The sequence below is a fragment of the Rosettibacter sp. KY25 genome (assembly GCF_057554405.1).
Genome location: NZ_BAAJAO010000011.1, coordinates 40,529 through 64,153 on the forward strand (window position 1 = coordinate 40,529; position 23,625 = coordinate 64,153).

17 protein-coding genes are annotated in these 23,625 nt (G+C 30.5%); 6 read left to right on the top strand and 11 right to left on the bottom strand.

What is annotated here, in order from left to right; translation table 11 throughout:
• Nucleotides 1–5: 5 nt before the first annotated feature.
• Together AC27L2_RS08340 and AC27L2_RS08345 are read right to left on the bottom strand one after the other, a co-directional pair.
• Nucleotides 6–821, bottom strand: a complete 816-nt coding sequence (locus tag AC27L2_RS08340; protein ID WP_487211301.1) for a DUF4905 domain-containing protein — start codon at nucleotides 819–821, stop codon at nucleotides 6–8.
• 19 nt (nucleotides 822–840) lie between these two features.
• On the bottom strand, nucleotides 841–2,214 hold the full coding sequence (locus tag AC27L2_RS08345) for a tryptophanase (protein ID WP_487211302.1): 1,374 nt from the start codon (nucleotides 2,212–2,214) through the stop codon (nucleotides 841–843).
• 244 nt (nucleotides 2,215–2,458) lie between these two features.
• Between AC27L2_RS08345 and AC27L2_RS08350 the strand changes: the two genes are divergently transcribed.
• The 4 genes from AC27L2_RS08350 to AC27L2_RS08365 are packed head-to-tail and all read left to right on the top strand — an operon-like array spanning nucleotide 2,459 to nucleotide 6,606.
• A complete protein-coding gene (locus AC27L2_RS08350; protein ID WP_487211303.1) occupies nucleotides 2,459–4,801 on the top strand; it encodes a TonB-dependent receptor in 2,343 nt (780 codons plus the stop codon).
• 12 nt (nucleotides 4,802–4,813) lie between these two features.
• Entirely contained in the window at nucleotides 4,814–5,701 is an 888-nt protein-coding gene (locus tag AC27L2_RS08355; RefSeq protein WP_487211304.1) for a DUF4249 family protein, read from the top strand.
• A 36-nt stretch (nucleotides 5,702–5,737) separates the two neighbouring features.
• Entirely contained in the window at nucleotides 5,738–6,064 is a 327-nt protein-coding gene (locus AC27L2_RS08360) for a DMT family transporter (RefSeq protein WP_487211305.1), read from the top strand.
• Nucleotides 6,065–6,072: 8 nt separating this feature from the next.
• Nucleotides 6,073–6,606: an RNA methyltransferase gene (locus AC27L2_RS08365; RefSeq protein WP_487211306.1), complete on the top strand. Its 534-nt coding sequence runs from the start codon at nucleotides 6,073–6,075 to the stop codon at nucleotides 6,604–6,606.
• Here AC27L2_RS08365 and AC27L2_RS08370 read toward each other — a convergent pair.
• Genes AC27L2_RS08370 through secA form a run of 4 tightly spaced genes read right to left on the bottom strand, consistent with a single transcriptional unit; the run spans nucleotide 6,603 to nucleotide 12,943 of the window.
• Entirely contained in the window at nucleotides 6,603–7,265 is a 663-nt protein-coding gene (locus tag AC27L2_RS08370; RefSeq protein WP_487211308.1) for an AlbA family DNA-binding domain-containing protein, read from the bottom strand. The genes AC27L2_RS08365 and AC27L2_RS08370 overlap by 4 nt on opposite strands.
• 16 nt (nucleotides 7,266–7,281) lie before the next feature.
• Nucleotides 7,282–9,543 (bottom strand): tetratricopeptide repeat protein, encoded by a 2,262-nt coding sequence (locus AC27L2_RS08375; RefSeq protein WP_487211309.1) that lies wholly within the window; start codon nucleotides 9,541–9,543, stop codon nucleotides 7,282–7,284.
• A complete protein-coding gene (locus AC27L2_RS08380; RefSeq protein ID WP_487211310.1) occupies nucleotides 9,540–9,878 on the bottom strand; it encodes a P-II family nitrogen regulator in 339 nt (112 codons plus the stop codon). Before AC27L2_RS08380 ends, AC27L2_RS08375 begins: the two co-directional genes overlap by 4 nt.
• Before the next feature lie 8 nt (nucleotides 9,879–9,886).
• Entirely contained in the window at nucleotides 9,887–12,943 is a 3,057-nt protein-coding gene (gene secA, locus AC27L2_RS08385) for a preprotein translocase subunit SecA (protein WP_487211311.1), read from the bottom strand.
• A 201-nt stretch (nucleotides 12,944–13,144) separates the two neighbouring features.
• On the opposite strand from secA, the gene AC27L2_RS08390 reads away from it, so the two are divergent.
• The gene (locus AC27L2_RS08390) at nucleotides 13,145–15,925 is read left to right on the top strand and encodes a [protein-PII] uridylyltransferase family protein (RefSeq protein ID WP_487211313.1); all 2,781 of its coding nucleotides are present in this window, start codon (nucleotides 13,145–13,147) and stop codon (nucleotides 15,923–15,925) included.
• Nucleotides 15,909–17,804, top strand: coding sequence for a protein O-mannosyl-transferase family (locus AC27L2_RS08395; protein WP_487211314.1), 1,896 nt, complete (start codon nucleotides 15,909–15,911; stop codon nucleotides 17,802–17,804). Before AC27L2_RS08390 ends, AC27L2_RS08395 begins: the two co-directional genes overlap by 17 nt.
• Here AC27L2_RS08395 and AC27L2_RS08400 read toward each other — a convergent pair.
• The 5 genes from AC27L2_RS08400 to tilS are packed head-to-tail and all read right to left on the bottom strand — an operon-like array spanning nucleotide 17,801 to nucleotide 23,611.
• The gene (locus AC27L2_RS08400; protein WP_487211316.1) at nucleotides 17,801–18,895 is read right to left on the bottom strand and encodes a DUF4837 family protein; all 1,095 of its coding nucleotides are present in this window, start codon (nucleotides 18,893–18,895) and stop codon (nucleotides 17,801–17,803) included. The two genes, AC27L2_RS08395 and AC27L2_RS08400, sit on opposite strands and share 4 nt — an antisense overlap.
• Before the next feature lie 53 nt (nucleotides 18,896–18,948).
• Nucleotides 18,949–19,617: a diacylglycerol/polyprenol kinase family protein gene (locus AC27L2_RS08405; RefSeq protein ID WP_487211317.1), complete on the bottom strand. Its 669-nt coding sequence runs from the start codon at nucleotides 19,615–19,617 to the stop codon at nucleotides 18,949–18,951.
• Nucleotides 19,604–21,679: an ATP-dependent zinc metalloprotease FtsH gene (gene ftsH, locus AC27L2_RS08410; protein ID WP_487211318.1), complete on the bottom strand. Its 2,076-nt coding sequence runs from the start codon at nucleotides 21,677–21,679 to the stop codon at nucleotides 19,604–19,606. The genes AC27L2_RS08405 and ftsH overlap by 14 nt, the downstream gene beginning before the upstream one ends.
• Nucleotides 21,680–21,701: 22 nt before the next feature.
• Entirely contained in the window at nucleotides 21,702–22,265 is a 564-nt protein-coding gene (gene hpt / locus AC27L2_RS08415) for a hypoxanthine phosphoribosyltransferase (RefSeq protein ID WP_487211320.1), read from the bottom strand.
• Entirely contained in the window at nucleotides 22,253–23,611 is a 1,359-nt protein-coding gene (gene tilS / locus AC27L2_RS08420) for a tRNA lysidine(34) synthetase TilS (protein WP_487211322.1), read from the bottom strand. Before tilS ends, hpt begins: the two co-directional genes overlap by 13 nt.
• Between the last annotated feature and the right edge of the window lie 14 nt (nucleotides 23,612–23,625).

Here is a 23,625-nt window from a genome sequence, read left to right on the forward strand (position 1 = left end):
TTTTGTTATTCCAGTTTATAAATAATCAACCCATTTTTTTCTTTTAATAAAATTAAAAAATTTTTATACATAAAAAATGAATCGGTCATAAACGATTTTGTATTTTCACTCAGAACAACAGAAATTTTTATTGAATTATCTTGCATATCAATTGCAGCAAAGTTGTTCCTCAGATTTCCCGCTTGATTTTGTGTATGATAACTCAGTAAAAGCAGATTGTTGTAAATTCCGTATTCAATTTCTCCAATTAGAATTATTTTAGAAAAATAATCATTAATAAACTTTGCAATAAATTGGTCTTCGCTTAAATAAACTTGAGGGAAAATATATTGACTATAATCTTTCAGATTTTCTGATTCTCTTCTAAGTGAGTTTATTTTCAAATAATCAGTTCCCAAATCTTCAACAATAATTCCATCAAGATAACTTAGTGCAGAGAAATATCGTTCTTCAAATCCCTGTTTGTATGCAAATATTTTATCGTCATAAGCAAAGAGGAAACTAAGCTCACTGTTTGTCCACAAAATTTTTTGTGAGTTAATATCAAAAGCAATTATTTCTTTGTGGTTCGGCAAATCAGGTTTTGGAAATTTATGGAAGTAGATAATTTCTTTATAAATAGTTTCTATCCCCACATAAAATTTTTCATCAAGCTGAAAATCAGAAAATAAGAATTTCTTTTTATTTATATCAAAGCAATCGAAGAAAGCTTCTTTTGTTTGTGGATTGCGGGTTTCTATTACTAATTTATTTTCATCAGAAATTAATAGTCTCCAAATTTGATTTTTAAAATCCTGCGAAAAATATTTTTTTATTTTCATTTTAATTCCTTCGAATTAATTACAATGGTTGAAATCTTGCAGTAAAATGCCTGAGCATTGGTGCTTCATAAACAATTTTATAACCTTTTAATTCATTTCTTTTCTTAAATACTTCAGTTACTACTTCTGCCACATAATCGATATGACTTTGAGTATAAACTCTTCTTGGAATTGCAAGACGAACAAGTTCCATCATGGCTGGGATTAATTTACCTGTTTGTTTATCATATTTGCCAAACATAACAGAACCAATTTCAGTTGTTCTTAAACCTCCTTCGATATAAAGTTCACATACGATTGATTGTCCTGGATATTGTTCCGGTGGAATATGAGGAATAAATCTTTTGGCATCAAGATAGATTGCATGACCACCGGTAGGTTCAATTATCGGGATTCCTTCATTCAATAATTTTTCTCCAAGGTATTCAATGCTTCTAATTCTATATTGAAGATAATGTTCATCTACGACTTCTTCCAAACCTTGAGCAATTGCTTCTAAGTCTCTGCCTGCTAATCCTCCGTATGTTGGAAAACCTTCGGTTACAATGAGAAGATTGCGGCATTTCATTGCTAAGTCTTCATCATTAAGAGAAAGCCAACCGCCAATATTTACAAGTGCATCTTTTTTTGCACTCATAGTAGAACCATCAACATACGAAAACATTTCTTGAACAATTTCAATAATCGATTTTTCTTTATAACCCTCTTCTCTTAATTTTATGAAGTAGGCATTTTCAGCAAAGCGGCAAGCATCGAAGAAAAACGGGATGTTGTATTTATTGCATATACTTCTTACTGCTTTGATGTTATGCATCGAAACTGGTTGACCACCGCCTGAATTATTTGTGATAGTTAACATGACAAGTGGAATATTTTCTTTTCCAACTTTGTTAATAAATTTTTCGAGTGCATTAACATCGATGTTTCCTTTGAATGGAGCCCGTATTTCTGGATGTTTTCCTTCTTCGCACAACAAATCAATAGCTTCTGCGCCTGTAAATTCAATATTAGCTCTTGTTGTGTCGAAGAAAGTATTGCTGAGAAAATATTTTCCTTTACCGCCAAGAATAGAAAATAAAATTTTTTCTGCTGCTCTTCCTTGATGAGTAGGAATAATAAATTTGTGATTTGTAATTTTTTTAACTGCAGCTTCGAATCGGAAAAAACTTTTTGCACCTGCATATGATTCATCGCCTTTCATTATTCCGCTCCATTGCTCTGAACTCATTGCTGATGTACCGCTGTCTGTAAGCAAATCTATTATAACATCGTCTGAATGAATTAAAAAAGGATTATATCCTGCATCCTGCAAAATTTTTATTCTTTCTTCTCTTGTGGTAAATCTAATTGGTTCAACAGATTTGATTTTGAAAGGCTCAATTATGGTTTTCATATTTCACCTGATAAATAATTAAAAAAGAACTGTAATAACATTATGTGATTAATCAACCAACATAAATTACAAATATTTTTTTCACAAAAAGAGATTTATCTTATAATTTTTTTAGCTCATTCAGTTCTATCACTTTTTCAATGTATGTATTAACCTTTGAAATTAATTTATTATTTTATCAATCGTTCAAAAATTGATTTTGTCTGAACTATAATTATAGGAATCTAAAATTGTCTTTCGAGTTATGAAAAAAATCTTCTTTGTTTTTGTATTTATCAGTTTAATTGCTGATGATATAATTTCACAAAGTGGTTATGCCTCTTTAAGCGGATTTGTTTATGATTCTTCTACTGGCGAAGCTTTAATAGGTGCTAATGTATATCTCAAAGGAGTAAATTTAGGAACGAGCACAAATTTGAGCGGCTACTATGTCATCCCTCGCATTACGCCCGGCAATTATGAATTGATAGTAAGTTATGTGGGTTATAAAACTCATAATCAAAAAATAATATTCAATGCCAATGAATCAAGAAGACTGGATATAAAATTAATTCCAACAGCAATCTTAAGCGAAGAAGTTATTGTATCTGCAGATTCAATGAATATTGTTGATAAATTATATAATAAACCTGTTTCAAAAATTGAAATTACACCTGTTCAAATAAGTAAAGTGCCGCAGGTAGTAGAAGCAGATTTACTAAGAACACTTCAAAGTCTGCCAGGTATTGTGCCGGTATCAGATTTTTCATCAGCAATTTATGTAAGAGGAGGAACACCCGACCAAAATCTTTTTCTTTTGGATGGAACCGATGTTTATAATCCTGAGCATGCTTTTGGATTGTTTTCTACTTTTAACACAGATGCAATTAAAAAAGTGGAAGTTTACAAAGGCGGATTTGGAGCAGAATATGGTGGCAGATTGTCATCTGTTATTAACATAACAAATAACGATGGCAACAGAAATAATTTTGAAGGTAAAGCTTCTTTGAGTTTATTGACATTAAACACAACTTTGCAAACACCCCTTGGAAAATTTGGTTCGCTTTCTGGTTCTTTAAGACGAACTTACCTTGACCAAACAGTAGCAAAAATTTTTGATGATATTCCTGATTACTATTTTTTAGATGGCAACCTGAAAGCATTTTTTGATATTGACAAATCGAACAAATTAAGCATAAGTTTTTATGGAGGCGTTGATAATCTCAACTTTGTTTTTGATAAAAATCGTTCTGAATCTTTTGGATTTAATTACAAATGGGGGAACAGAACAAGCAGCATTAATTGGAGAACAATAATTACACCAAAACTTTTTGGAAATTTCTGGTTAACATACAGTCAGTTCTTTTCTAATTTTGATTTTAATGAAGCCGAACTCAATGAAAAAAATCATATTGATGATTTTACACTGAAAGGGGCACTTGAGTATTTTCATAATGATAAACTTAATTTCAAATTTGGTTTTGAATTAAAAAATGCTTCTGGATTTTTTAAAGAAGCTATATTCCGGAATAAAATTGATGTATCAAGACATCCCAAACTATACTCATTTTATGTGACCAACAGCTGGAGTCCAACCCCGCTTTTAAATCTTGAAACTGGATTGAGGTATGACCATTATATTTCAACAAAAAATTATGAAAGCTTTGACCCAAGATTTTCTATTAAATATCGAATTGACACAAAAAGCAATGTTAAATTCTCAACCGGTTTGTATCATCAATATGCACACAGAATCCCAAGAGTTTTTATGACAAGTATCTGGACAAGTGCAGATGAATTTATTAAAGGGTCTAATGCTTTACATTACATTATCAGTTATCAGAGAGAAATTTTCGGAAAAGCAGAATTAGAAATAGAAGCTTACTATAAAACATATCATAATATCTATTCACTCAATCCCAATTTAAATGCTGATATTGAACCAATTGGTTATACACAGGATAATTATCCAATCTATGGTTCACAAAAAAATATATTTTTTAGAGGTGATGGAAATTCATATGGGATTGAATTTCTGATTAGGAAAGATGTTGGAGCTTTAACAGGATGGTTGGCTTATTCTTTTTCTAAAACAAAATATAAAGTTGATAATACGAATAAAGGTAATCCATTTCCTCCAAGACATGACAGAACTCATGCTATAAATTTTGTTGCAAATGTTAATGTTAATGATTTGTTAAATGAAATTAATGGAACATCGGATAATTCAAATAAAAAATGGCTGATTGGATTTAACTTCACATATTTTTCAGGACAGCCAATCACTCTTCCGTCATCAATTTACATTGCCAATCCTGTGCCTGATTGGAATATAAATTTATACAGTATTGCTATTTATCCTTCTTCAATTAATAAATATCGATTGCCGTATTATGCAAGATTGGATTTAAGTGTTAATTATGAAATTCAATACAAGGGATGGTCGCTTACACCATATCTGCAAATATTTAATTTGCTGAACAGAAAAAATGTCTGGTTCATTTATTATGATGAAAAAATTAAAGATGATGGTGCAATTCAATTAGAAGCAAAGAATGTTAACATGCTTCCAATAATTCCAAGCATTGGAATAAATGCAAAATTCTAAATTATGATAACAATGAAAAAAATATTTTTGATATTATTAACATTGTTTCTTCTTTCATGCGGAGAGGGAACAGTAGAAATTGGTGAAAACACTTATCAGCCAAAGATAGTTGTTGAAGGTTATCTTGTTCCCGGCAAATATGTAGAAGGTATCAGGATTACAAAAAACTTTCCAATAAATTCAAAACCAAATCCGATGTCAATCTTAATTACAGATGCATTGGTAAAAATTATCGACCTTCAAACCAATAGAGAATATAATTTGAAATATAATCCTCAAAAATTTTCTTATGAAAGTAATGAGTTGATGATAGATTATGATAAATCATACAAGTTAATTGTTGAAGCTAATTTTGATGGAGAAAAATTAAAAACCACTGGAATCACACATACTCCAAAGTATGGATTTAAAATCATCAGAGAAGAATCAATTCTTGATTCGCTGAGATACAGAGAGATGGATGATAATAGTAACTTGAAGAAATTTAAAATTGCTTTTAAGCCTTCTGAAGGAACAGGCTTTTATATTTTTTCTTTAGCTGCTCAAAATGCTTCTGAAAACACATTTATTTTTGATAATCCTTATTTCGATATAAAAATTGAAGACCTGAAAAAAAATTTCGATTATTACCGCTATCGAGCATTATGGATTGAAAATATTAATTCCTCTGTTGATAAAATTAATTATGAAATCGAATGGTTTAATATCTGGTTCTATGGTAATTATCGTTTGATTGTTTATGCGGGTGATGAAAATTTTAGATTGTTTACTCTTACATATCGAAATATTCAAGAACAGGACGGCAATTTTCATGAACCAAGATTAAATCTTACAGATGATGGAATTGGAATTTTTGGTTCATATATAGCAGATACAGTTTATATCAAAGTTCTTAAATAAAATGTTTTTAATTTTGCATAAACAAAAAGAGAAGTTATGGGTTGGCTTTATATTTTAATTGCTTCAATATTTGAGATAAGCTGGGCTGTTGGATTGAAATACAGTCAGGGTTTAACTCAATTGAAAGAAAGTATTTTTACTATCATCACTATGCTGCTTAGTTTTTATTTTTTATCACTTGGTGTAAAATATATTCCAATAGGAACTGCCTATGCTGTGTGGACAGGAATTGGAACAGCAGGTACAGCACTTTATGGCATTTTGTTTTTTAATGAACCAAAAGAATTAATTCGTATTGCATTTATCTTTATTATAATAATTGGTATTGTTGGGTTAAGACTTACATATAAAACCAATCTTTAATTTAAAACATGAAAAAACTTACTCACGAAGAGATTTCTAAAAACAGAAGTACACTTGAGACACTTCATACAGTAAAAAGATTGCCGGTTTATGTTATTCTTAACAGCATTAGAAGCAGTTACAATGTTGGTTCGATATTCAGAACTTCTGATGGGGCAATGATTGAGAAACTTTATCTATGCGGATATACACCTCATCCGCCAAAAAAAGAAGTTTTAAAAACTGCGCTTGGCTCTCAGGACAGTGTTTCTTGGGAATATGTAAAAGACCCTAAAGAAGTAATTTTGAAATTAAAATCTCAGGGTATTAAAATTTGTGCTTTAGAATTAACAGATGAAAGTTTTCCTTATTACAAAGTAAGTAAAAGCGACTTTCCACTTTGTTTATTAATTGGCAATGAAATTTCCGGGGTATCTCAGGATTTACTTGATTTATGTGATTTTTCAATTGAAATTCCTCAATACGGAATTAAGCAATCATTGAATGTTGCAGTAGCCTACGGTATTGCAATTTTTGATTTAAGAAGAATTTATGATAATTAATGATTTCCTCTGTATGTAAAATAACTCTCACCGTTATCTTTAACATGAATAAAAAGAATATTAGCTCTTACAAGTTTAATTAATGTTCTTGATGCTCTTCTTTCTGATATATTAGCAATGCGGCTTAATTCTTTTACTGTAATTCTTTCGTGTTTGTCAAGATAATCAAAAACAATTTTTTCGTTTGTTCCAATAGCATAATTTATTAGTGACTTTTCACTACTTTGTGTTTGCAGTATCTTTATCATTTCTTTGCTTGCAAGTACGCTTTTATCATTTACTCTCAAATAAACTTGTGCAGTGTTGATATCAAGATGCTTTTTATAATCCTGAATGCGGTGAGGTTTTCTTTTCGATTCTTCAATTTGAACAACCATTATTTCTTTGTTCTCTATTTCAAAAAGGTAAGTTTTGAATTCGATTGGAGGCTCGCAATATTTTTCTGCAGTTTCTTTAATTAATTCATAATCAGATTTTTCGCTTTCAATGCCATAGATAGATTTATTGTCGTCTATGCCAAGAAGTAAATAACCGCCGTCTGTATTTGCAAACGCAATTAATTCTTTTGCAATTTTTTCGTAAGTAGAAAATCGTTGCTTGAACTCTACATGAACACTTTCACCTTCTTCTATAAGTTCAAGAACTTTTTTGCGATTCATGGTTTTTAGAACAAAATTATTCTAATCGAACTTTTTGTTTCTTTGATGAATCAGATTTTAAAGTGTCTGTTTTTTCAGAATTCCTCTTGAGTTCTTCAAGAGTTTTTTGAGTGGTTGAATCTAATTTAGTTTTTTGAATTGAAGCAGTGCTGTCTTTCTTTACAGTTAAAGGTTTCTCTTCCTTTGCATTATTTATCTCAGCTTGCTTTAATTTTTCTTCCTCAGCCTTTTTCTTCTCGGCTTCTTCTTTTTCTTTTGCTTCTTTTTCTATGCGTTCTTTTTCGTTTTTGTATTCTGTGTATTTAGCAAGTACAGCTTTACCATAAGGTGTTGATGCATATTCTTTTGACGAAAGTATTCCATAAAAAAATGCAGCCGAGTCATTTTTGTTTTGTTCTTCGTAAATCATTCCAATATAAAGAATTGATTTAGGTGCAAATGTCGAACGAGGATATTGAAGATAAATGTTTCTGAATTCGTCAATTGCCTCTTTATATTTTTTATTGTAGTACTTTTCTTCGGCTTCAATATAAAGTTTTTCTGCTGGGTCAGAGGCTGTTAGTTTTTTATCTTCAGATTTAATCAATCCTAATTTTTTACCTGCTTCGATGTAGAGCTTATGATTTGGATAATTATCATAAATAATTTTAAATAAACTGTCTGCAGTTTCTTTTTGATTGTTAGTTTCATAGTAAGTTCCTAATGCAAAAAGAGCATCAACTTTGTAAGGTTTATCGGAATATTTATTTATAACTTCATTAAAATAAAACTGCGCAGAATCCGGAACTTCCAGTTCGGTAAGAAAAAGATTTCCAATATTGTAAAGATTTTGTGAAATCAATGTGCTTATTGAATCGGCTGAAATTTTTGGTTTAACTGGTTTTTTTACTTTTCCAAGTGCAATCAATTCAATAAGTGATAATTTTTTGTTCGATAATTTTGATGAATCTGCAGATTGCTTTTGTGTTTTTTGTTGAGGAGTTTCGGCATCTCGTTGAAATGGTCTTTGAGATGCTGGAAAGTTTCCAAACTGTGCAGCTTGTTCCTGCTTTTTCTTTGTTTCTTCAAGATACTGATTATAGGCAATTTCATAATCAACTGAATCACGAATAAATTTATTGTTGTCAGTTAAATAAGTTAATTGAAGATTAAGGTCAGCAAGATTTTTCTTATAAGAAAAAAGTTTGTCAAAAATTCTATTGCGCGAAGCTGCCTGACTTTTTATATCTCTATCAAAAATTGTTGATGCTGCTTTATTGTAATATTTATATGAACTGTCATAATCTCGTTTTTTATGTTCATAAATTTTTGCAAGAAATAAATCAGAAAAGCCGGCTGTAGGTTTTTGTTTATAAGTAGAATCTATTTGCATGAAAATGCTAATAGCTTTATCGAGTTCATTTTTTTCATCATAGATTTGTCCAAGCTCAAGTAAAATTCTGTCTTCTTGATTTTTAAATTTCCCCTGATATAACAATTCATTCAATGCAGCTTCACTTTCATCAACCTTGCCAGTTTCTCCTAATAATTTTGCATATTCAAGACGACTTTCAAATTCAATTTCAAAAGTTGGTGAATGTTTAAGAACTGATGCAAATGCATTTAGAGCATTTTCAGTATTGTTAAGAAGATTATAAATTTTTCCCATTTGATAAAGAACAAGTGCAGCAGTTTCATCATTCTTAAGATTGCTTAAAAAATTATTGCATTCATCCACTGCAGTTTTATAATCCTGTCTGAAAAGATAAAATGCAATTTTAAATATTGAAGCATCGGTGAAGATTTCTTCTTCATCTTTTTGCAATGCTTCGGCTTGAACTTCATTTAAGAGTTTAATTCCCTCATCAAAATTTCGAAGTTGAAGATGTGTTTTTGCAAGCCAGAATTTATTTTCGAGTGCAAATTTTGAATTAGGAAGATTTGCAAGTTCTATAAATTTTCTTTGAGCTCTTGCATATTCCTGTTGATAATAAAAAGCTTTTCCAGTTAAAAAAATTGCATCATCAAAAAATGAAGATTCTCTATCAAACTGAAGAATTTTAGAACACTTCTCAATAACTTTTGTGAGGTCATTCATTTGCTGAGATGTTAATGGGTCAAGTCGAAATGCAAATAAATCTGTTCTTTTCTTTAATATTTCTTCTTCAGTTCTATCAAAGATTGTTTTTGCATTATAATAAGTATTGAAGTAAGTAGTAAAATCTCGCCACAAGCTGCAACCCGAAAGGGAAATAATGATAGCTATTAGCAAGAAGGATGAAAAAATTGATTTTTTCATAGTGCTTCTGGTCCTGATTCATCAGTTCTAATTCTAATTGCATCAGAAATATCGGAGATAAATATTTTACCGTCGCCAACCTGGCCGGTTTTAGCAGTATTCAAAATTGCATCAACAACTTTTTCGAGCAGAGAATCATCAACAACAATTTCTATTTTTAATTTAGGAACGAATTCAATCTGATATTCACTTCCACGGTAAGTTTCTTTATGACCTTTTTGTCTGCCATAACCGCGCACTTCTGTAATTGTCATTCCATGCACACCAATTTCGAGCAATGCTTCTTTGACTTCGTCGAGTTTGAAAGGACGGATAATTGCTTCAATTTTTTTCATAAAGTCCTCTAAATGTTTTTCCCGTGACAATTTTTATATTTTTTTCCACTGCCGCAAGGACATGGGTCGTTTCTTCCTACTTTTTCTTCTACACGAATTGGTTTTTGTTTTACTTGTGCAACTTTTTCCTGCGGCTGAGCTCTAAGTCCAAGATTATCTGCACTATCTTTTATTGTGTGTAATCTTTGTTGAGGAGTTGGTCTTCTTCCTTGAACTTCAACTGGTGCTTGAGGCCAGAATTTGAATGCAAATGAAATAACATCATTTCTTATGTGTTCAAGTAATTGAACAAATAAATTATAAGCCTCGGCTTTGTATTCCAGCAGCGGGTCCTTTTGACCATAAGCACGCAATCCAATTCCTTCTTTCAAATCGTCCATTTCACGGAGATGCTCTTTCCATTTTTCATCAATTACACTCAAGACTGCATATCTTTCGAGTCTTGCCATTAAATCTGAACCAAGCATTTCTTCTTTTCGATTATAGAAATCTTTTGCGGCTTCAAGAATTTTATCTCTAAATCCGTCCTTTCCAATTTTTTCAATTTCGTCTGGTTCAATTTTTATATCGACAAGTGTATGCTGGAAAATTTCTTCTTTAATTTTTTCGAAATTGCCATCGTCGTAATATTTATCTATAACATCTTGAACAAATTCATCGAGATATTCAAAAATTTCTCCTTTAAGTCTTTCACCTTCGAGTGCTTGTCGTCTTCTTGAATAAATTACTTCTCTTTGTTGGTTCATTACATTATCAAATTCAAGCAGACGCTTACGAATTGCAAAATTATTTTCTTCAACTTTCTTTTGTGCTCTTTCAACAGAACGGCTTATTAGAGGATGTTGGATAGCTTCGCCATCTTGCATACCAAGTCGACTCATGATTGATGTTATTCTATCTCCTCCAAATAAACGCATTAAGTCATCTTCAAGTGAAATGAAAAATTTTGATGTTCCGGGGTCTCCTTGTCGTCCAGCTCTTCCTCTTAATTGTCTATCTATTCTTCTTGATTCATGTCTTTCAGTTCCAAGAATATATAAGCCGCCAAGTTCTTTTACACCAGCACCTAATTTTATATCAGTTCCTCTTCCTGCCATGTTCGTTGCAATTGTGACTGCACCTGGTTGACCTGCATGTGCAACAATTTCAGCTTCTCGTTGATGCTGCTTTGCATTCAATACATTGTGAGGAATGCCTTGACGTTTTAACATTCTGCTTAGAGTTTCCGAAACTTCTACACTCGTTGTACCAACAAGAACTGGTCTTCGTTGTTCTCTTAATTCTTTTATCTTTTCAATAATTGCATTATACTTTTCGCGCTTTGTTCTGTAGATTGCATCATCTTCATCAACTCTTATAACAGGTTTGTTTGTAGGAATAACAACAACTTCTAATTTGTAGATTTCATAAAATTCTGCTTCTTCTGTTTCGGCAGTACCTGTCATACCAGCAAGTTTTTTGTAAAGACGGAAATAATTTTGAAGTGTAATTGTAGCAAGTGTCTGTGTATCTCTTTCGACTTTAACATTTTCTTTAGCTTCTATTGCTTGATGCAAACCATCTGAATATCTTCTTCCTGGTAAAATTCTTCCAGTAAATTCATCAACAATTGCAATTTTGCCGTCCTCAGTAACAACATATTCAACATCTTTTTCGAATAGTGTGTAAGCTTTCAGCAGCTGATTGATAGTATGAATTCTATCTGACCGTTCTGCATATAAATGATAAAGTTCATCTTTCTTACGAAGTTTTTCTTCAGGAGTTAAATTAGGGTCATTTTCAAGTTTGCTGATTTCAGTTCCTAAATCCGGTATAACAAAAAATTCTTTTCCTTCACCTGAACCCTGAGCAAGTTCTTCTCTTCCTTTTTCTGTTAAATCTATTTGATTGAGTTTTTCGTCAATTGCGAAGTAAAGTTCTTCATCAATCTCAGGCATTCTTTTGGCATTTTCTCTTAAGAATTCAAGTTCAGTTTGTTGAAGCAGCTTTTTATTTTCAGGTTCAGAAAGCAATTTCATTAATTGTTTATTTTTGGGAAATCCTCTGTGTGCACGAAGTAATAAAATGCCGGCTTTTTCTCTATCCTTTGGGTCATTTGATTGCAAAAGCTGTTCAGCTTCTTTAACAATTGATGCAACAAGATTAGCCTGTTTTCTAAAGAGTCTTTCAACTTTTGGTTTCATTTCATCGAACTTGTGCTCGGTCTTTTCAACTGGTCCAGAAATTATAAGCGGTGTTCTTGCTTCGTCAATTAAAACCGAGTCAACTTCATCTACAATTGCATAATTGTGACCTCGCTGAACACACTGGTCTTTGGATACAGCCATATTATCACGGAGATAATCAAAACCAAATTCATTATTTGTTCCGTAAGTGATGTCACATTGATATTGTTTTATTCTTTCTTCTGTATCCATTGTGTTAAGAATGCAGCCAACAGTTAAACCATGGAATTTGAAAATTTCTCCCATCCATTCACTATCACGTTTGGCAAGATAATCATTAACAGTTACGAGATGAACGCCTCTTCCAGTTAAAGCATTAAGATACAAAGGAAGTGTTGCTACAAGAGTTTTACCTTCGCCAGTTGCCATTTCTGCAATTTTTCCTTGATGAAGTACAATTCCTCCAAGAAGTTGCACATCATAAGGAACCATATCCCAGGTAATTTTATTTCCTGCAACTTCCCATGATTTACCAACAAGTCGTCTGCATGTTTCTTTTACTACAGCAAAAGCTTGAGGCAAAAGTTCATTTAAAATTTCTTCATACTTTTCGTCAAGCTCTTTTTCAAGTTCTTCAATCTCGTCATAAATTTTATGTTTTTCTTCTGCAGATTGAATTTGAGTTAACTGATTTTTTAATTCTTCAATTCTATTTCTTAAATCTGCTGTTTCGTTTTGAATATATTCTTTGAACTGTGTTGTTTTTGCTTTCAGTTCTTCGTCTGTAAGATCTTTTAGCTTTTCAAATTCTTCATTGATTTGATGAACGATGGGCCAGAGTTCTTTCAATGCATGTGTATTCTTATCACCAAATATTTTTTTAAGCAAGGTATTAATCATTTATCACTCCAGTTTTTCGGTTTTGAAAGTTAAATAATGAGGTTCTGAAATTCAATGAACATCATAAATTGCAATGGTTTATAAAATTCTGATTTATTATAGTTTCAACAATAATTTACAGTGCAAATATACCAATAATAAAATTATGCTATTTATTATTAGTTAATTTATTTTTGTCATTAAAACAAATAAAAAGATAGAGTGCAAAAATCACATTTTTCTTTTTCAGAAAATTTTGTTTCGAAGCTGATTGAGTTTACTGAAGGATTAATTTCTTCTGAAATTTTTGATAATGCTCTTCGATTAATGGAGCTCGAAGCCAGTAAGTATTATTTTTCTCCATCTTCCGAAGCAAATCTGCTTAGAATATTTAATGCACTTTATGATAAACACACTTTCTTTCATGAGCTTGTAAAGTATCCTCATCATGCAGAGATTTTAATTGCGATTGCAGCAAGCAGTAATTATTTAACAGACATAGTTGTTAGAAATCCTGAATATCTTTATCAAGTATTTGATCAAGATTATTTATCTCAAAATATTTCTTCTGATGCTTTAACAAAAGAACTTCAAAATGGAATTAATAGATATTCTACTTTCAATGCAAAATTAAATTTTATACGACAGTTCAAAAAAAGATACATCTTAAAAATTGGCATAAATGATGTTCTGCACCTTATTGATCTCAAAACTATAACAGAACAATTAAGCATTGTTGCAAAATCAATTCTTTCAGTTTTGTTTGAATTATGTTATCGGGAAATTTTATTGAAATATAATTTAATTACTAATCGAGTATACTGCTTATGTTCATTAGGTAAATTAGGCGGTAACGAGTTAAACTATAGTTCTGATGTTGATTTACTTTTATTCTATGATGAAAATGAATATATAGAAGAAATTAAAAAAGAATATCACGAGATACTTTCTGAAGCAACTTTGTTATTTATAAAATCTTCTACAGAAATTTCAGACAGAGGCTACATTTACAGAATTGATTTTCGATTAAGACCTGACGGTAAGTATTCTCCTTTATGCAAAGCTTACAGTGATTATACAAAATATTATGAAACAAGAGGTGAAGATTGGGAACGACAGATGTTGATAAAACTTGATTATGTATGCGGCAGTTATAGTTTGTATCAAAAATTTTATCAATTTCTTCAGCCGTATATTTTCCCAGTATCTTTCTCAACTTCTCTTACAGAACAAATAAAAAAAATGAAACATAACATTGAACTTCATAATAAAGAAAAAGAAAATGTTAAACTTTTCAAGGGAGGAATTAGAGATATTGAATTTACTGTTCAGGCATTGCAGTTATTAAATGGAGGAAGATATAAAGAACTTCGAACAGGCAATACATTAAAGGCTATTGAATTGCTTTATGAAAAAAATCTTTTAAAGCAGGATGAAAAAGATTTATTATCTAAAGCATATATTTTTTATAGACAAATTGAGCATTTCCTTCAATTAATGAATGATACTCAAACTCATCTTATTCCTTCAGAAGGTGAGCTGCTTTATAAGTTGTGCAGTTATTTTCAATATGATGATGAAAAAAAATTCCAAAAAGAATTAAATGAAATAAGAAAGCAGGTAAGAAATATTTACAATAATATATTAGGAAGTGATGAGAAAAATGAAACGGTTGATTTGAGCAAAATTCATTTTAAAGATTTTAATCGTGCAGAAAAAAATCTAAAGTATTTAAGAAGCGGCTTGGGTTATTTTGACCAAAAAGAATTCGATTCCAAAACAATTGAGCTGTTTAATTACATTGAACCATTTCTAATAAAATATTTAGAAAAATGTTCATCACCTGATATTACTCTGGATAATTTTGTTAAGATTATAAGAGCTTCAAAGTTTCCTTCAATCTGGTATTCTCAGTTTTTGAACGAGAATTACTTCAAAAGCTTTTTGAAAATATGTGAGTTTTGTTCAAAAGCTGTGAATATTATGATACATGATAAGTCAACCGAAGAAATGTTTTTATCACAGGAAATATTTATTAAAAATATTGAAGACTATCTTTCAAATTATAAAACTAATCAACTGATATTTTTGCTTTCAGTTCAATTTGCACTTGGTTTAATTTCAACTGAAAAAGTATCCAGTTTAATTTGCAAATATGTTGATTTAAAAATCAATGTGTTATCATCACAATTCAATAAAAAGTATAATTATTTTATTGGAGGCTTGGGAAGTTATGGTTCATTTATGTTGAATTTTTCTTCTGATATTGATTTAATCATTATAACTGACGATGTGAATAAATATTCAGAAATACAGGATGATTTTCAAAAACTTCTTCAAGTGTTGAAAAATGAATTGAAGCCTTTTGATATAGACTTCAGGTTGAGACCCGAAGGGAAAAACTCACCGCTTGTTTGGGGTATTGTAAGCTATAAAAATTATATTGAAACAAGAGCAAGAATATGGGAATTCCAATCGCTTTCAAAGCTTAGATTTATTTGCGGCAATGGAAATCTTTTTAAGAAATTTAAATTGATTCTGATTAATCATATTAAAACGCTAGATAGAAATTATGTTGTAAGAGAAATGATTCAAATGTATCGAGCAATAATGAAAGAAAATTTATTGCGTTACGATTCTTCTTTTAATATTAAAAAGCAAAACGGGGGATTGATAACAATCGATTTTTTAATTCAATTGCAATTTTTTAATAATCCAAAACTGCAGGGAAGGAAAACGATTAATGTCATCAGAAATCTTAAAAAATTTTTCCCATCAGAAGATTATGAATTAATTCTCAATAATTATTTGTTTTTGAGAAAAACTGAATTTGCAATTCAATGTATATTTGACACAACAAATGTGATTTTTCCTGCAACAGAAGAAAAAAAATTTGTGATTGCATCATTTTTCAAAACAAGCGTGGAAGAACTGCAGAAACAACTCTCATCAGTAATTAAATCGAATATATCACTTTTTGAAAAGTATGTGGGTAAAATTTGAATTAATAAAAAAATATTATGCAGAAATTACAGGTTTAATTGTTTTCATAATTTATTTAACCACAATTGCGCCTGCAGTAATTCAAATTGATTCAGGAGAATTAGCTGCGGTTCAATCAACATTAGGAATTGCTCATCCAACAGGTTATCCACTTTTTACTTTGATTGGATTTTTATTTTTGAAGATCCCATTAACATTTACAAAAATATTTCAAGCTAATTTATTGGCATCTATTTGGTGTGCTGCTGGAATTATATTTTTTGTTAAATCTGTTAATCTGCTTTTAAGTAACATAAAAATTAATTTTAACTCTCGTTTGAAAGAGAAAGACAAGAGAAAATCCCACAATAAAAATTATGCATTTGAACAACAAAATATTTTGGTATCAACATTTGGCGGATTATTTCTTGCATTCAGCAAAACTTATTGGTTTCAATCAACATCTGTAGAAGTTTATTCGCTACAGATTTTTTTGTTTAATCTGATAATTTATTTGTCTTTAAAAACATTTTATGACAACAAAAATGATTTATATGAATGGACAAAAGTTGGGGCTGCTTTAGCACTGGGATTTAGTAATCATATGACTACACTTCTTGTTCTTCCTTTTATTGCAATATTATTTTTTATGAAAGAAAAATTAAATCTAACTGCTGTCAAAATAATAATAATTACATTTTTGGTTTCGGCTTGCATAATTGTGTTATTTTATCTTTACTTACCTTTGCGGGCATCTTCTAATCCAGAATTAAATTGGGGAAATCCGATAAACTTTGAAAACTTCTGGCATCACTTTACAGGGAAACAATATCAGGTATGGCTCTTCTCCTCGTTTAATTCGGCAGAAAAACAATTTAATTACTATGTAAAAAATTTACCCGATGAATTTACTTATGCTTACTTTATTTTTGTTCTTGCTGGAATATTTTACAGTTTAAAAGTTTCAAAAAGATTTTTTTATTTGTTTTTAGTTACATTTTTATTTTCTGTTTTATATGTAATTAATTATGATATTGTAGATATTGATTCATATTTTCTTCTTTCATTTATCATGCTTTCGTTCTTTGGAGTTTTTGGAATTAAATTCATCTTCGAAAAGTTTACAGAGATTTATTATTCATTATCGATTACATTAATAGTTTTAATATTTGTTTTTGCATCAAATTTCTCTCAAGTAAATCAATCAGATGTTTACACATTCGAGGACTATACAAAATCTATTCTTCAAAGTGTTGAGAAGAATTCATTAATATTAACTTATCAATGGGATTATTTTGTTTCGCCGTCATATTATTACCAGTATGTTGAAAATTTCAGAAAGGATGTTGTTGTAATAGACAAAGAACTGCTGAGACGTTCGTGGTATTATAATCAAATAAAAAGAAATTATCCTGATGTAACTAAAAAAATTCAGAATAATATTAATAATTTTTTAATTGCAGTAAAGCCATTTGAACGCTCAGAAAATTATGATTCAAATATTCTTGAAAAATATTATAGAAAAATTTTAACAGGCTTGATTTCAGATACTAACAGAAATGTTTACATTGGATTAGAATTATTTCAAAATGAAATGCAGAGAGGAGAATTACAGCTGCCTGAGGGTTATCAAATTGTTCCGCATCTTTTTATGTTCAAAGTAGTGAAAGGGAATGAATATGTTCCTGCACCAATTCCTGATTTTAAAATTAGATTTCCCAAAAACAGAAACAAATACATTGACTTTATTGAAAATGTTCTTGGAACAATGCTGACATACAGAGCAATGTATGAAATTCAATACGGCAAAATTGAAAGAGCAAATATGTATGTAAATAAAATCAAAAGTGATCTAAAGAATTTTCAAATTCCTAAAAGTGTTTTACAATTTCTAAATTAGTTTTCGAGTTCCTCCATTAATTCTTCATATCTTTTCTTATCAACTTCCCGTTTTGTTAAAAAAGACCTTAATAAAACATCAAGCTGTTGAATTAATTTTTTCTTGTAATATTTTGGAGCGTAAACTGAACCATCAAGCATGTAAATTCTTTTAGTTGGTTCATCATAAAATGTATAATTAATGAAAGGGCCGCCCATAGAACCATCCTTCATTCGCCATAAACCTTGTGTCATCAATGCATAACGATTTAGGAAATTAACTTCTTTTGTTGTTCTGTAATCATCAGAAATTTCAACATAACTTGAGTCGTCAGATGTTCTGTAAAACTTTTCTGTTAATCTGTTTCTGATAGCATAAATTGAATCACGGTTTAACAGAGCAGGCGAGGCATTATCAATCCAGTGAACAAAAATCCATCTTTCCATATCGGTGCCAGGAGCTCTTCTTAACCAAACAAATTTATCTTGTGGTTTATCAATTGCAAGCAGAAAGTCTGTTTGAACATATATCATCCAGCCATAATCTCTTAAAAATCTGGCTTCAATATTTTTTTGTTCATATCTGGAATTATAAAGACTTTTATAAAGCCTGTCGTTCGATATTTTTTGAAAATAATAAAGTAGATTTTCGCTTTCTTTAAGAATGTTTTTATTTAATTGTTCAATAGTTGGCGAAGTAATTATCATTACCAACTGGTCATTAGCCCAGAGATTATATTTGTTAATAACACTAATTGAATCAGCATAAACCAGTTTCTTTACATCATTGCTAAGCATTCCATTAATATATTTGGCAACATCTGACTGAGAATTTAGAGGAGCAATTATTATTATATTCTTTTTTTCTTTATACTTTTCGAGAGTTGAAATGTCTTTTCTTATCAAGTTGAAAAGATTTTCAGGTTGAGGTGTGTAAATTATTTTATTGAAAACTGTAAGCAATGAACCTTCGAGATTATAATATTCTGTTGAATCAGCAAACACATAAATATCATCTTCGTTGCCGGTAGCAGTTTTTTTAGCATTACATCCAGCAAGAAAAATTATAATTGTTAATAAGTAGAGGCTTAGAAAATATTTTTTCAGTTTCATCTTATTTTTCTTAATTGTTGTGGTTTATACTTTTAGTAATTTTTTTTGTTTCCTTAGTTTGGAACATTTGGAAGAACAAGGGGCATATGAGGGAAAAAAATTGCATAAAGAATCCACATGGAAATTCCAACCGTAATAGGAATAACAAGATTATCATCAGCCCAACCAATTGAAATATTTTCTGCTATTGCACCTACAGCTGCAGAAATAAATCCGATTACAAATTCAAGAAAATTTCCTTCTACTTTGGGAGTAAATAGAATTACAATGCAGGAAAAAAGAAAGAATGCTATGGTTCCTTCGAGACTTTTTAGTAAAAATTTTCTTTTCCCAAATTTTCTTCCAACAAGTGCAGCTGCAATATCTCCAATAATAAGTATTGAAAATGAAGTAACAACAAAAATTTTTGGGAAAATGAGAATAACTATTACAGCAGATATCAATACATAAGTAGCACCATTCAGATTTTTTTTCTTATGGTCTTTTTCATGTCTTCTTAAAAGGAAACCAAAAATATTATAAAAGAAATCCTGTATTGGTTTGAAATAATATCTTCCTAAATCGATTATGAGAGATAAGATGAGAAGCGGAATTAGAATTTTTAAAGCAAGTTCTTTAGTAATAAAATAATAAATAACAGGAATAGAAAGAGAACAAAGATGAATTGCTTTTCTTAGAATTTCACTTTGATAATCAATAGTTGCGTGTTCACTTGCTACCATCAGCCTTATCGGAATTTTTGGAGGATTCTTTTTTCTTTCTTTCTTCTAATAATTTTTGAACATGTTCTGGAATTTCCTGGTCTTTATTAGAGTTGTTTCCAGAACCATTTCGTTTTACAGGGGGAAGTTCTTCTCCTTTTATAATTTTATCAATTTCTTCTGAATCAAGAATTTCTCTTTCGAGTAGTTCTTTTGAAAGCTTGTGAAGCAAGTCAACATTTTCCTGTAAAATCTTTTCTGCTCTTTCCATGCATGTCATAACAATCTTTTTAACTTCTTCGTCAATTTCTTGAGCTGTCTTTTCACTGTAATCTTTATGTTTTGTAATTTCTCTTCCAAGGAAAATTTCTTCTTCTTTAGAGCCGTATGCAAGTGGACCGAGTTTTTCGCTCATACCCCATTCGCATACCATTTTGCGTGCAATGTTTGTAGCTTTTTCAATATCATTTCCTGCACCTGTTGTAAATCTCTTAAATACAATTTTTTCAGCAGCTCTTCCGCCAAGTGCATAAGTAATCATTGCTTCAAGATATTCTTTTGAATAAGTATGTTTTTCATCTACGGGGAGATAAGTTGTAACACCTAGTGCTCTTCCACGTGGAATAATTGTTACTTTATGAACTGGGTCTGCCTCAGGAAGCATTTTTGCAACAAGGACATGACCAATTTCGTGATAGGCAGTAATTTTTTTCTCTTCTTCAGAAATAATCAAACTTTTTCTTTCCATTCCCATCATTACTTTATCTTTAGCTTCTTCAAAATCTTCCATTGAGACTTTCTTTTTATTTTTTCGAGCTGCAAGAAGTGCTGCTTCGTTAACCATGTTGGCTAATTCGGCACCTGCAAGTCCAGGAGTAGCTTTTGCAAGAACTTCTAAATCAACGTCGGAGTCGAGAGGAATTTTTCTTGTATGAACTTTTAATATTCCTTCTCTACCTTTTACATCTGGGCGGTCAACAACAATTTGTCTGTCAAATCTTCCTGGTCTTAATAGTGCAGGGTCAAGAACATCGGGGCGGTTAGTTGCAGCAATTATAATTACACCACTGTTTTGTTCAAAGCCATCCATTTCTACGAGCAATTGATTTAATGTTTGCTCTCTTTCATCGTGTCCTCCGCCAAGTCCAGCACCGCGGTGTCTTCCAACAGCATCAATTTCATCAATAAAAATTATGCATGGTGCATTTTTCTTTCCCTGTTCAAATAGGTCGCGTACACGACTTGCACCAACACCAACAAACATTTCTACGAAGTCAGCTCCTGATATTGAAAAGAATGGAACACCTGCTTCGCCTGCAACAGCTCTGGCAAGAAGTGTTTTTCCTGTTCCTGGAGGTCCAAGCAATAAAACCCCGCGAGGTATTTTCCCACCAAGTCTTTGAAATTTGGCCGGTTCTTTTAAGAATTCAATTATTTCCTGAAGTTCTAATTTAGCTTCGTCTGCTCCTGCAACATCTTTAAATGTAACTTTTACAGCTGATTCAGTAATTAATTTAGCTCTGCTCTTTCCAAAATTAAATATTCCTTTTGTTCCTCCAGCACCAGCCTGCATTCTTCTGAAAATTAAAATCCAGATGCCAAAAATTATAATCCATGGTAAAAGTCCAAATAAAATTGAAGTCCATTCGTTAGATTCTTTGACAAATGTGAACTTAATATTTTTTTCTTTCCAGATTTTAACTTGATCCTGAAGGACTGGTTCTATAAGAGTTACGCTGAAATTTTGAACATCTATAAAAGCACCATTCAAAAAGATTTTTTCTTTTTGAATTAGTTTCCCTTCGAATCTGTAATCATTTACATCTGTTTTTACAATTTTTGCACTTGCTATTTTTCCGCTTTCAAGGAATTTTTCATAAACATCGTATGGAACATCTACAACATTGGGAGAACCAGATTTCATAAATTGCATTATAATAACTGCTGCAATGATTACAGTTCCCCAGCTTATAACACTTTTAATTATTTTCGACCAATCAAAATCACCTTCTGGTTTTTGAGAACCATTTCCAAAAGGCTGTTTTGATTTGTTGTTTTTATGTCGATTCTCGTTGTTTGCCATAAATTAAAATTTCACCTTCCTTTTATTCACTTAATACATATATGGATTTTAAGTTTCTATATTTTTGAGCATAGTCAAGTCCATATCCAATAACAAATTTATTCTGAATTCTAAATCCAATATAATCAATTTTAACATCATATTTTATACTATCTTCTTTCACCAGAAGTGATACCACTTTCATGCTGGCAGGTTTATGTTCTTCAATTAAATTTTCGATATACTTGATTGATAGACCTGTATCTACAATGTCTTCAACAATAATCAGATGTCTATCTGTAATATCTGCATTCAAATCTTTTACTAATTTAACTTTTCCTGAACTTATTTTGGCATCGCCGTAGCTTGAGAGTTTGAAAAAATCAACTTCGCAGTTGATAGTTATATGCTTCATTAAATCTGCCATAAACATAAACGAGCCATTGAGAACACCAATAAAAATTGGGAGTTTGGCTTTGTAGTCATTTGAAATTTCTTTGCCTAATTCTGCAACTCTTTTCTGAATTTGTTCTTCAGTTATGAAAGGAACAAACTTTTCTGTTCCAATCCATAATTCATCAGGATTTTGTGTGCCTATTTTATCCACAGTTTTAATATCCTTTTTGTTTGTGAAGTAATTTTAAATCTGTCATCAATTCTTAAACCGACAAGCCAGACAATAAAATTGTTATTCGTAAGAACAAATTTATCTTTTTTTTCTGAAGATTTAATTTTTGCATCGGTTAAAAAATCAGAAATTTTTTTGGGTTTTTTCATTCCAAGAGGAACAAATTTATCGCCCGGCTGCCATTTTCTTAAAACAAATGTGTCACTTAAGTCATCAGCAGAAATGTATTCAATATTTTTTGATTTGCCAAATTTAATATGGCTTTTATGAACTTCTTCAATTTTTAAAATCTTGCTGTTGAACGAAGCACTTTCTCCAATCTTTATTTTTATTATTGAATTTTTTTCTTCCTTTTCAGAAAAAATTTTAATTCCATTTTTTTCTCGAAAAACAATTAAGTTTTTTGAGAGAAAAATTTTTCTTCCTTTTTGTTTTTCAAATAGTGATTTTATTTTATGTATGTCTTGGAATTCAATCTGATGATTAAAATTATCTTTCAAAAGTTTTTTGATTAGTTCACCAAAAATTCCATCTTCAATTTTTTTTGCTGATGATTTGATTAAAACATTATCCTGCGAGATTCGAACATGTTTTGTAATTAATTCATTTATATAATTATCAATAATAGAAGAAAAATCCTCTAAAATTTTAGAAGAACGAAATACTGCATCATCAACTCTAAGGTTAATGCTTTCTCTAATTAGAGGAAGAATTTTATTACGAATGAAATTTCTTTTGAAATCATCTTGAAGATTAGAAGAATCAATTCGATAGCTAATATTGTGATTGTTTAGATATTCTAAAATTTCTTCTTTTGATATGCAAAGAAAGGGGCGAATAATTTTTCCGCGTTTTATCGGGATTCCTGATAAACCTGAATATCCAGTTCCACTAAAAAGATTCATCAATACAGTTTCAGTATTGTCAGATAAATTATGAGCCGTAACAATTTTATTAAATTTGTTTTCCTTAGAGAAATTTTCAAGAATGTTATAACGAAGTATTCTTGCAGCTTCTTCAATTGATAATTTATTTTCCTCAGCATATTCTTTTACATTCAGCTTGAATGAGAAAAGAGGAATCTTTAAAGATTGACAGAATTCATAACAAAATTTTTCATCATCATCTGATTCTTTACCTCTTAGCTGATGGTTAAAATGAATCGCAGCAATTTCTATTTTATATTTCTTTTTGAATTTATTTAAGAAATGGAGTGCAAAAGTTGAATCGGGTCCGCCGCTGAAAGCAATCAACAGCTTATCATTTTTTTCAATCAAATTATATTGATTAACGAAGTTTATAATTTTTTGTTCTAATTTTTTCATCTATGCAGGAAAAG

What these genes read in the sequence shown, in the direction of transcription:
- AC27L2_RS08380 (WP_487211310.1), bottom strand. Translation starts at nt 9,878, where the DNA reads ATGAAAAAAATTGAAGCAATTATCCGTCCTTTCAAACTCGACGAAGTC.
- ftsH (WP_487211318.1), bottom strand. Translation starts at nt 21,679, where the DNA reads ATGGCAAACAACGAGAATCGACATAAAAACAACAAATCAAAACAGCCT.
- AC27L2_RS08375 (WP_487211309.1), bottom strand. Translation starts at nt 9,543, where the DNA reads ATGAAAAAATCAATTTTTTCATCCTTCTTGCTAATAGCTATCATTATT.
- AC27L2_RS08405 (WP_487211317.1), bottom strand. Translation starts at nt 19,617, where the DNA reads ATGGTAGCAAGTGAACACGCAACTATTGATTATCAAAGTGAAATTCTA.
- AC27L2_RS08355 (WP_487211304.1), top strand. Translation starts at nt 4,814, where the DNA reads ATGAAAAAAATATTTTTGATATTATTAACATTGTTTCTTCTTTCATGC.
- AC27L2_RS08370 (WP_487211308.1), bottom strand. Translation starts at nt 7,265, where the DNA reads ATGAATCGCAAAAAAGTTCTTGAACTTATAGAAGAAGGTGAAAGTGTT.
- AC27L2_RS08400 (WP_487211316.1), bottom strand. Translation starts at nt 18,895, where the DNA reads ATGAAACTGAAAAAATATTTTCTAAGCCTCTACTTATTAACAATTATA.
- AC27L2_RS08350 (WP_487211303.1), top strand. Translation starts at nt 2,459, where the DNA reads ATGAAAAAAATCTTCTTTGTTTTTGTATTTATCAGTTTAATTGCTGAT.
- AC27L2_RS08395 (WP_487211314.1), top strand. Translation starts at nt 15,909, where the DNA reads ATGTGGGTAAAATTTGAATTAATAAAAAAATATTATGCAGAAATTACA.
- AC27L2_RS08340 (WP_487211301.1), bottom strand. Translation starts at nt 821, where the DNA reads ATGAAAATAAAAAAATATTTTTCGCAGGATTTTAAAAATCAAATTTGG.
- secA (WP_487211311.1), bottom strand. Translation starts at nt 12,943, where the DNA reads ATGATTAATACCTTGCTTAAAAAAATATTTGGTGATAAGAATACACAT.
- tilS (WP_487211322.1), bottom strand. Translation starts at nt 23,611, where the DNA reads ATGAAAAAATTAGAACAAAAAATTATAAACTTCGTTAATCAATATAAT.
- AC27L2_RS08360 (WP_487211305.1), top strand. Translation starts at nt 5,738, where the DNA reads ATGGGTTGGCTTTATATTTTAATTGCTTCAATATTTGAGATAAGCTGG.
- AC27L2_RS08365 (WP_487211306.1), top strand. Translation starts at nt 6,073, where the DNA reads ATGAAAAAACTTACTCACGAAGAGATTTCTAAAAACAGAAGTACACTT.
- AC27L2_RS08345 (WP_487211302.1), bottom strand. Translation starts at nt 2,214, where the DNA reads ATGAAAACCATAATTGAGCCTTTCAAAATCAAATCTGTTGAACCAATT.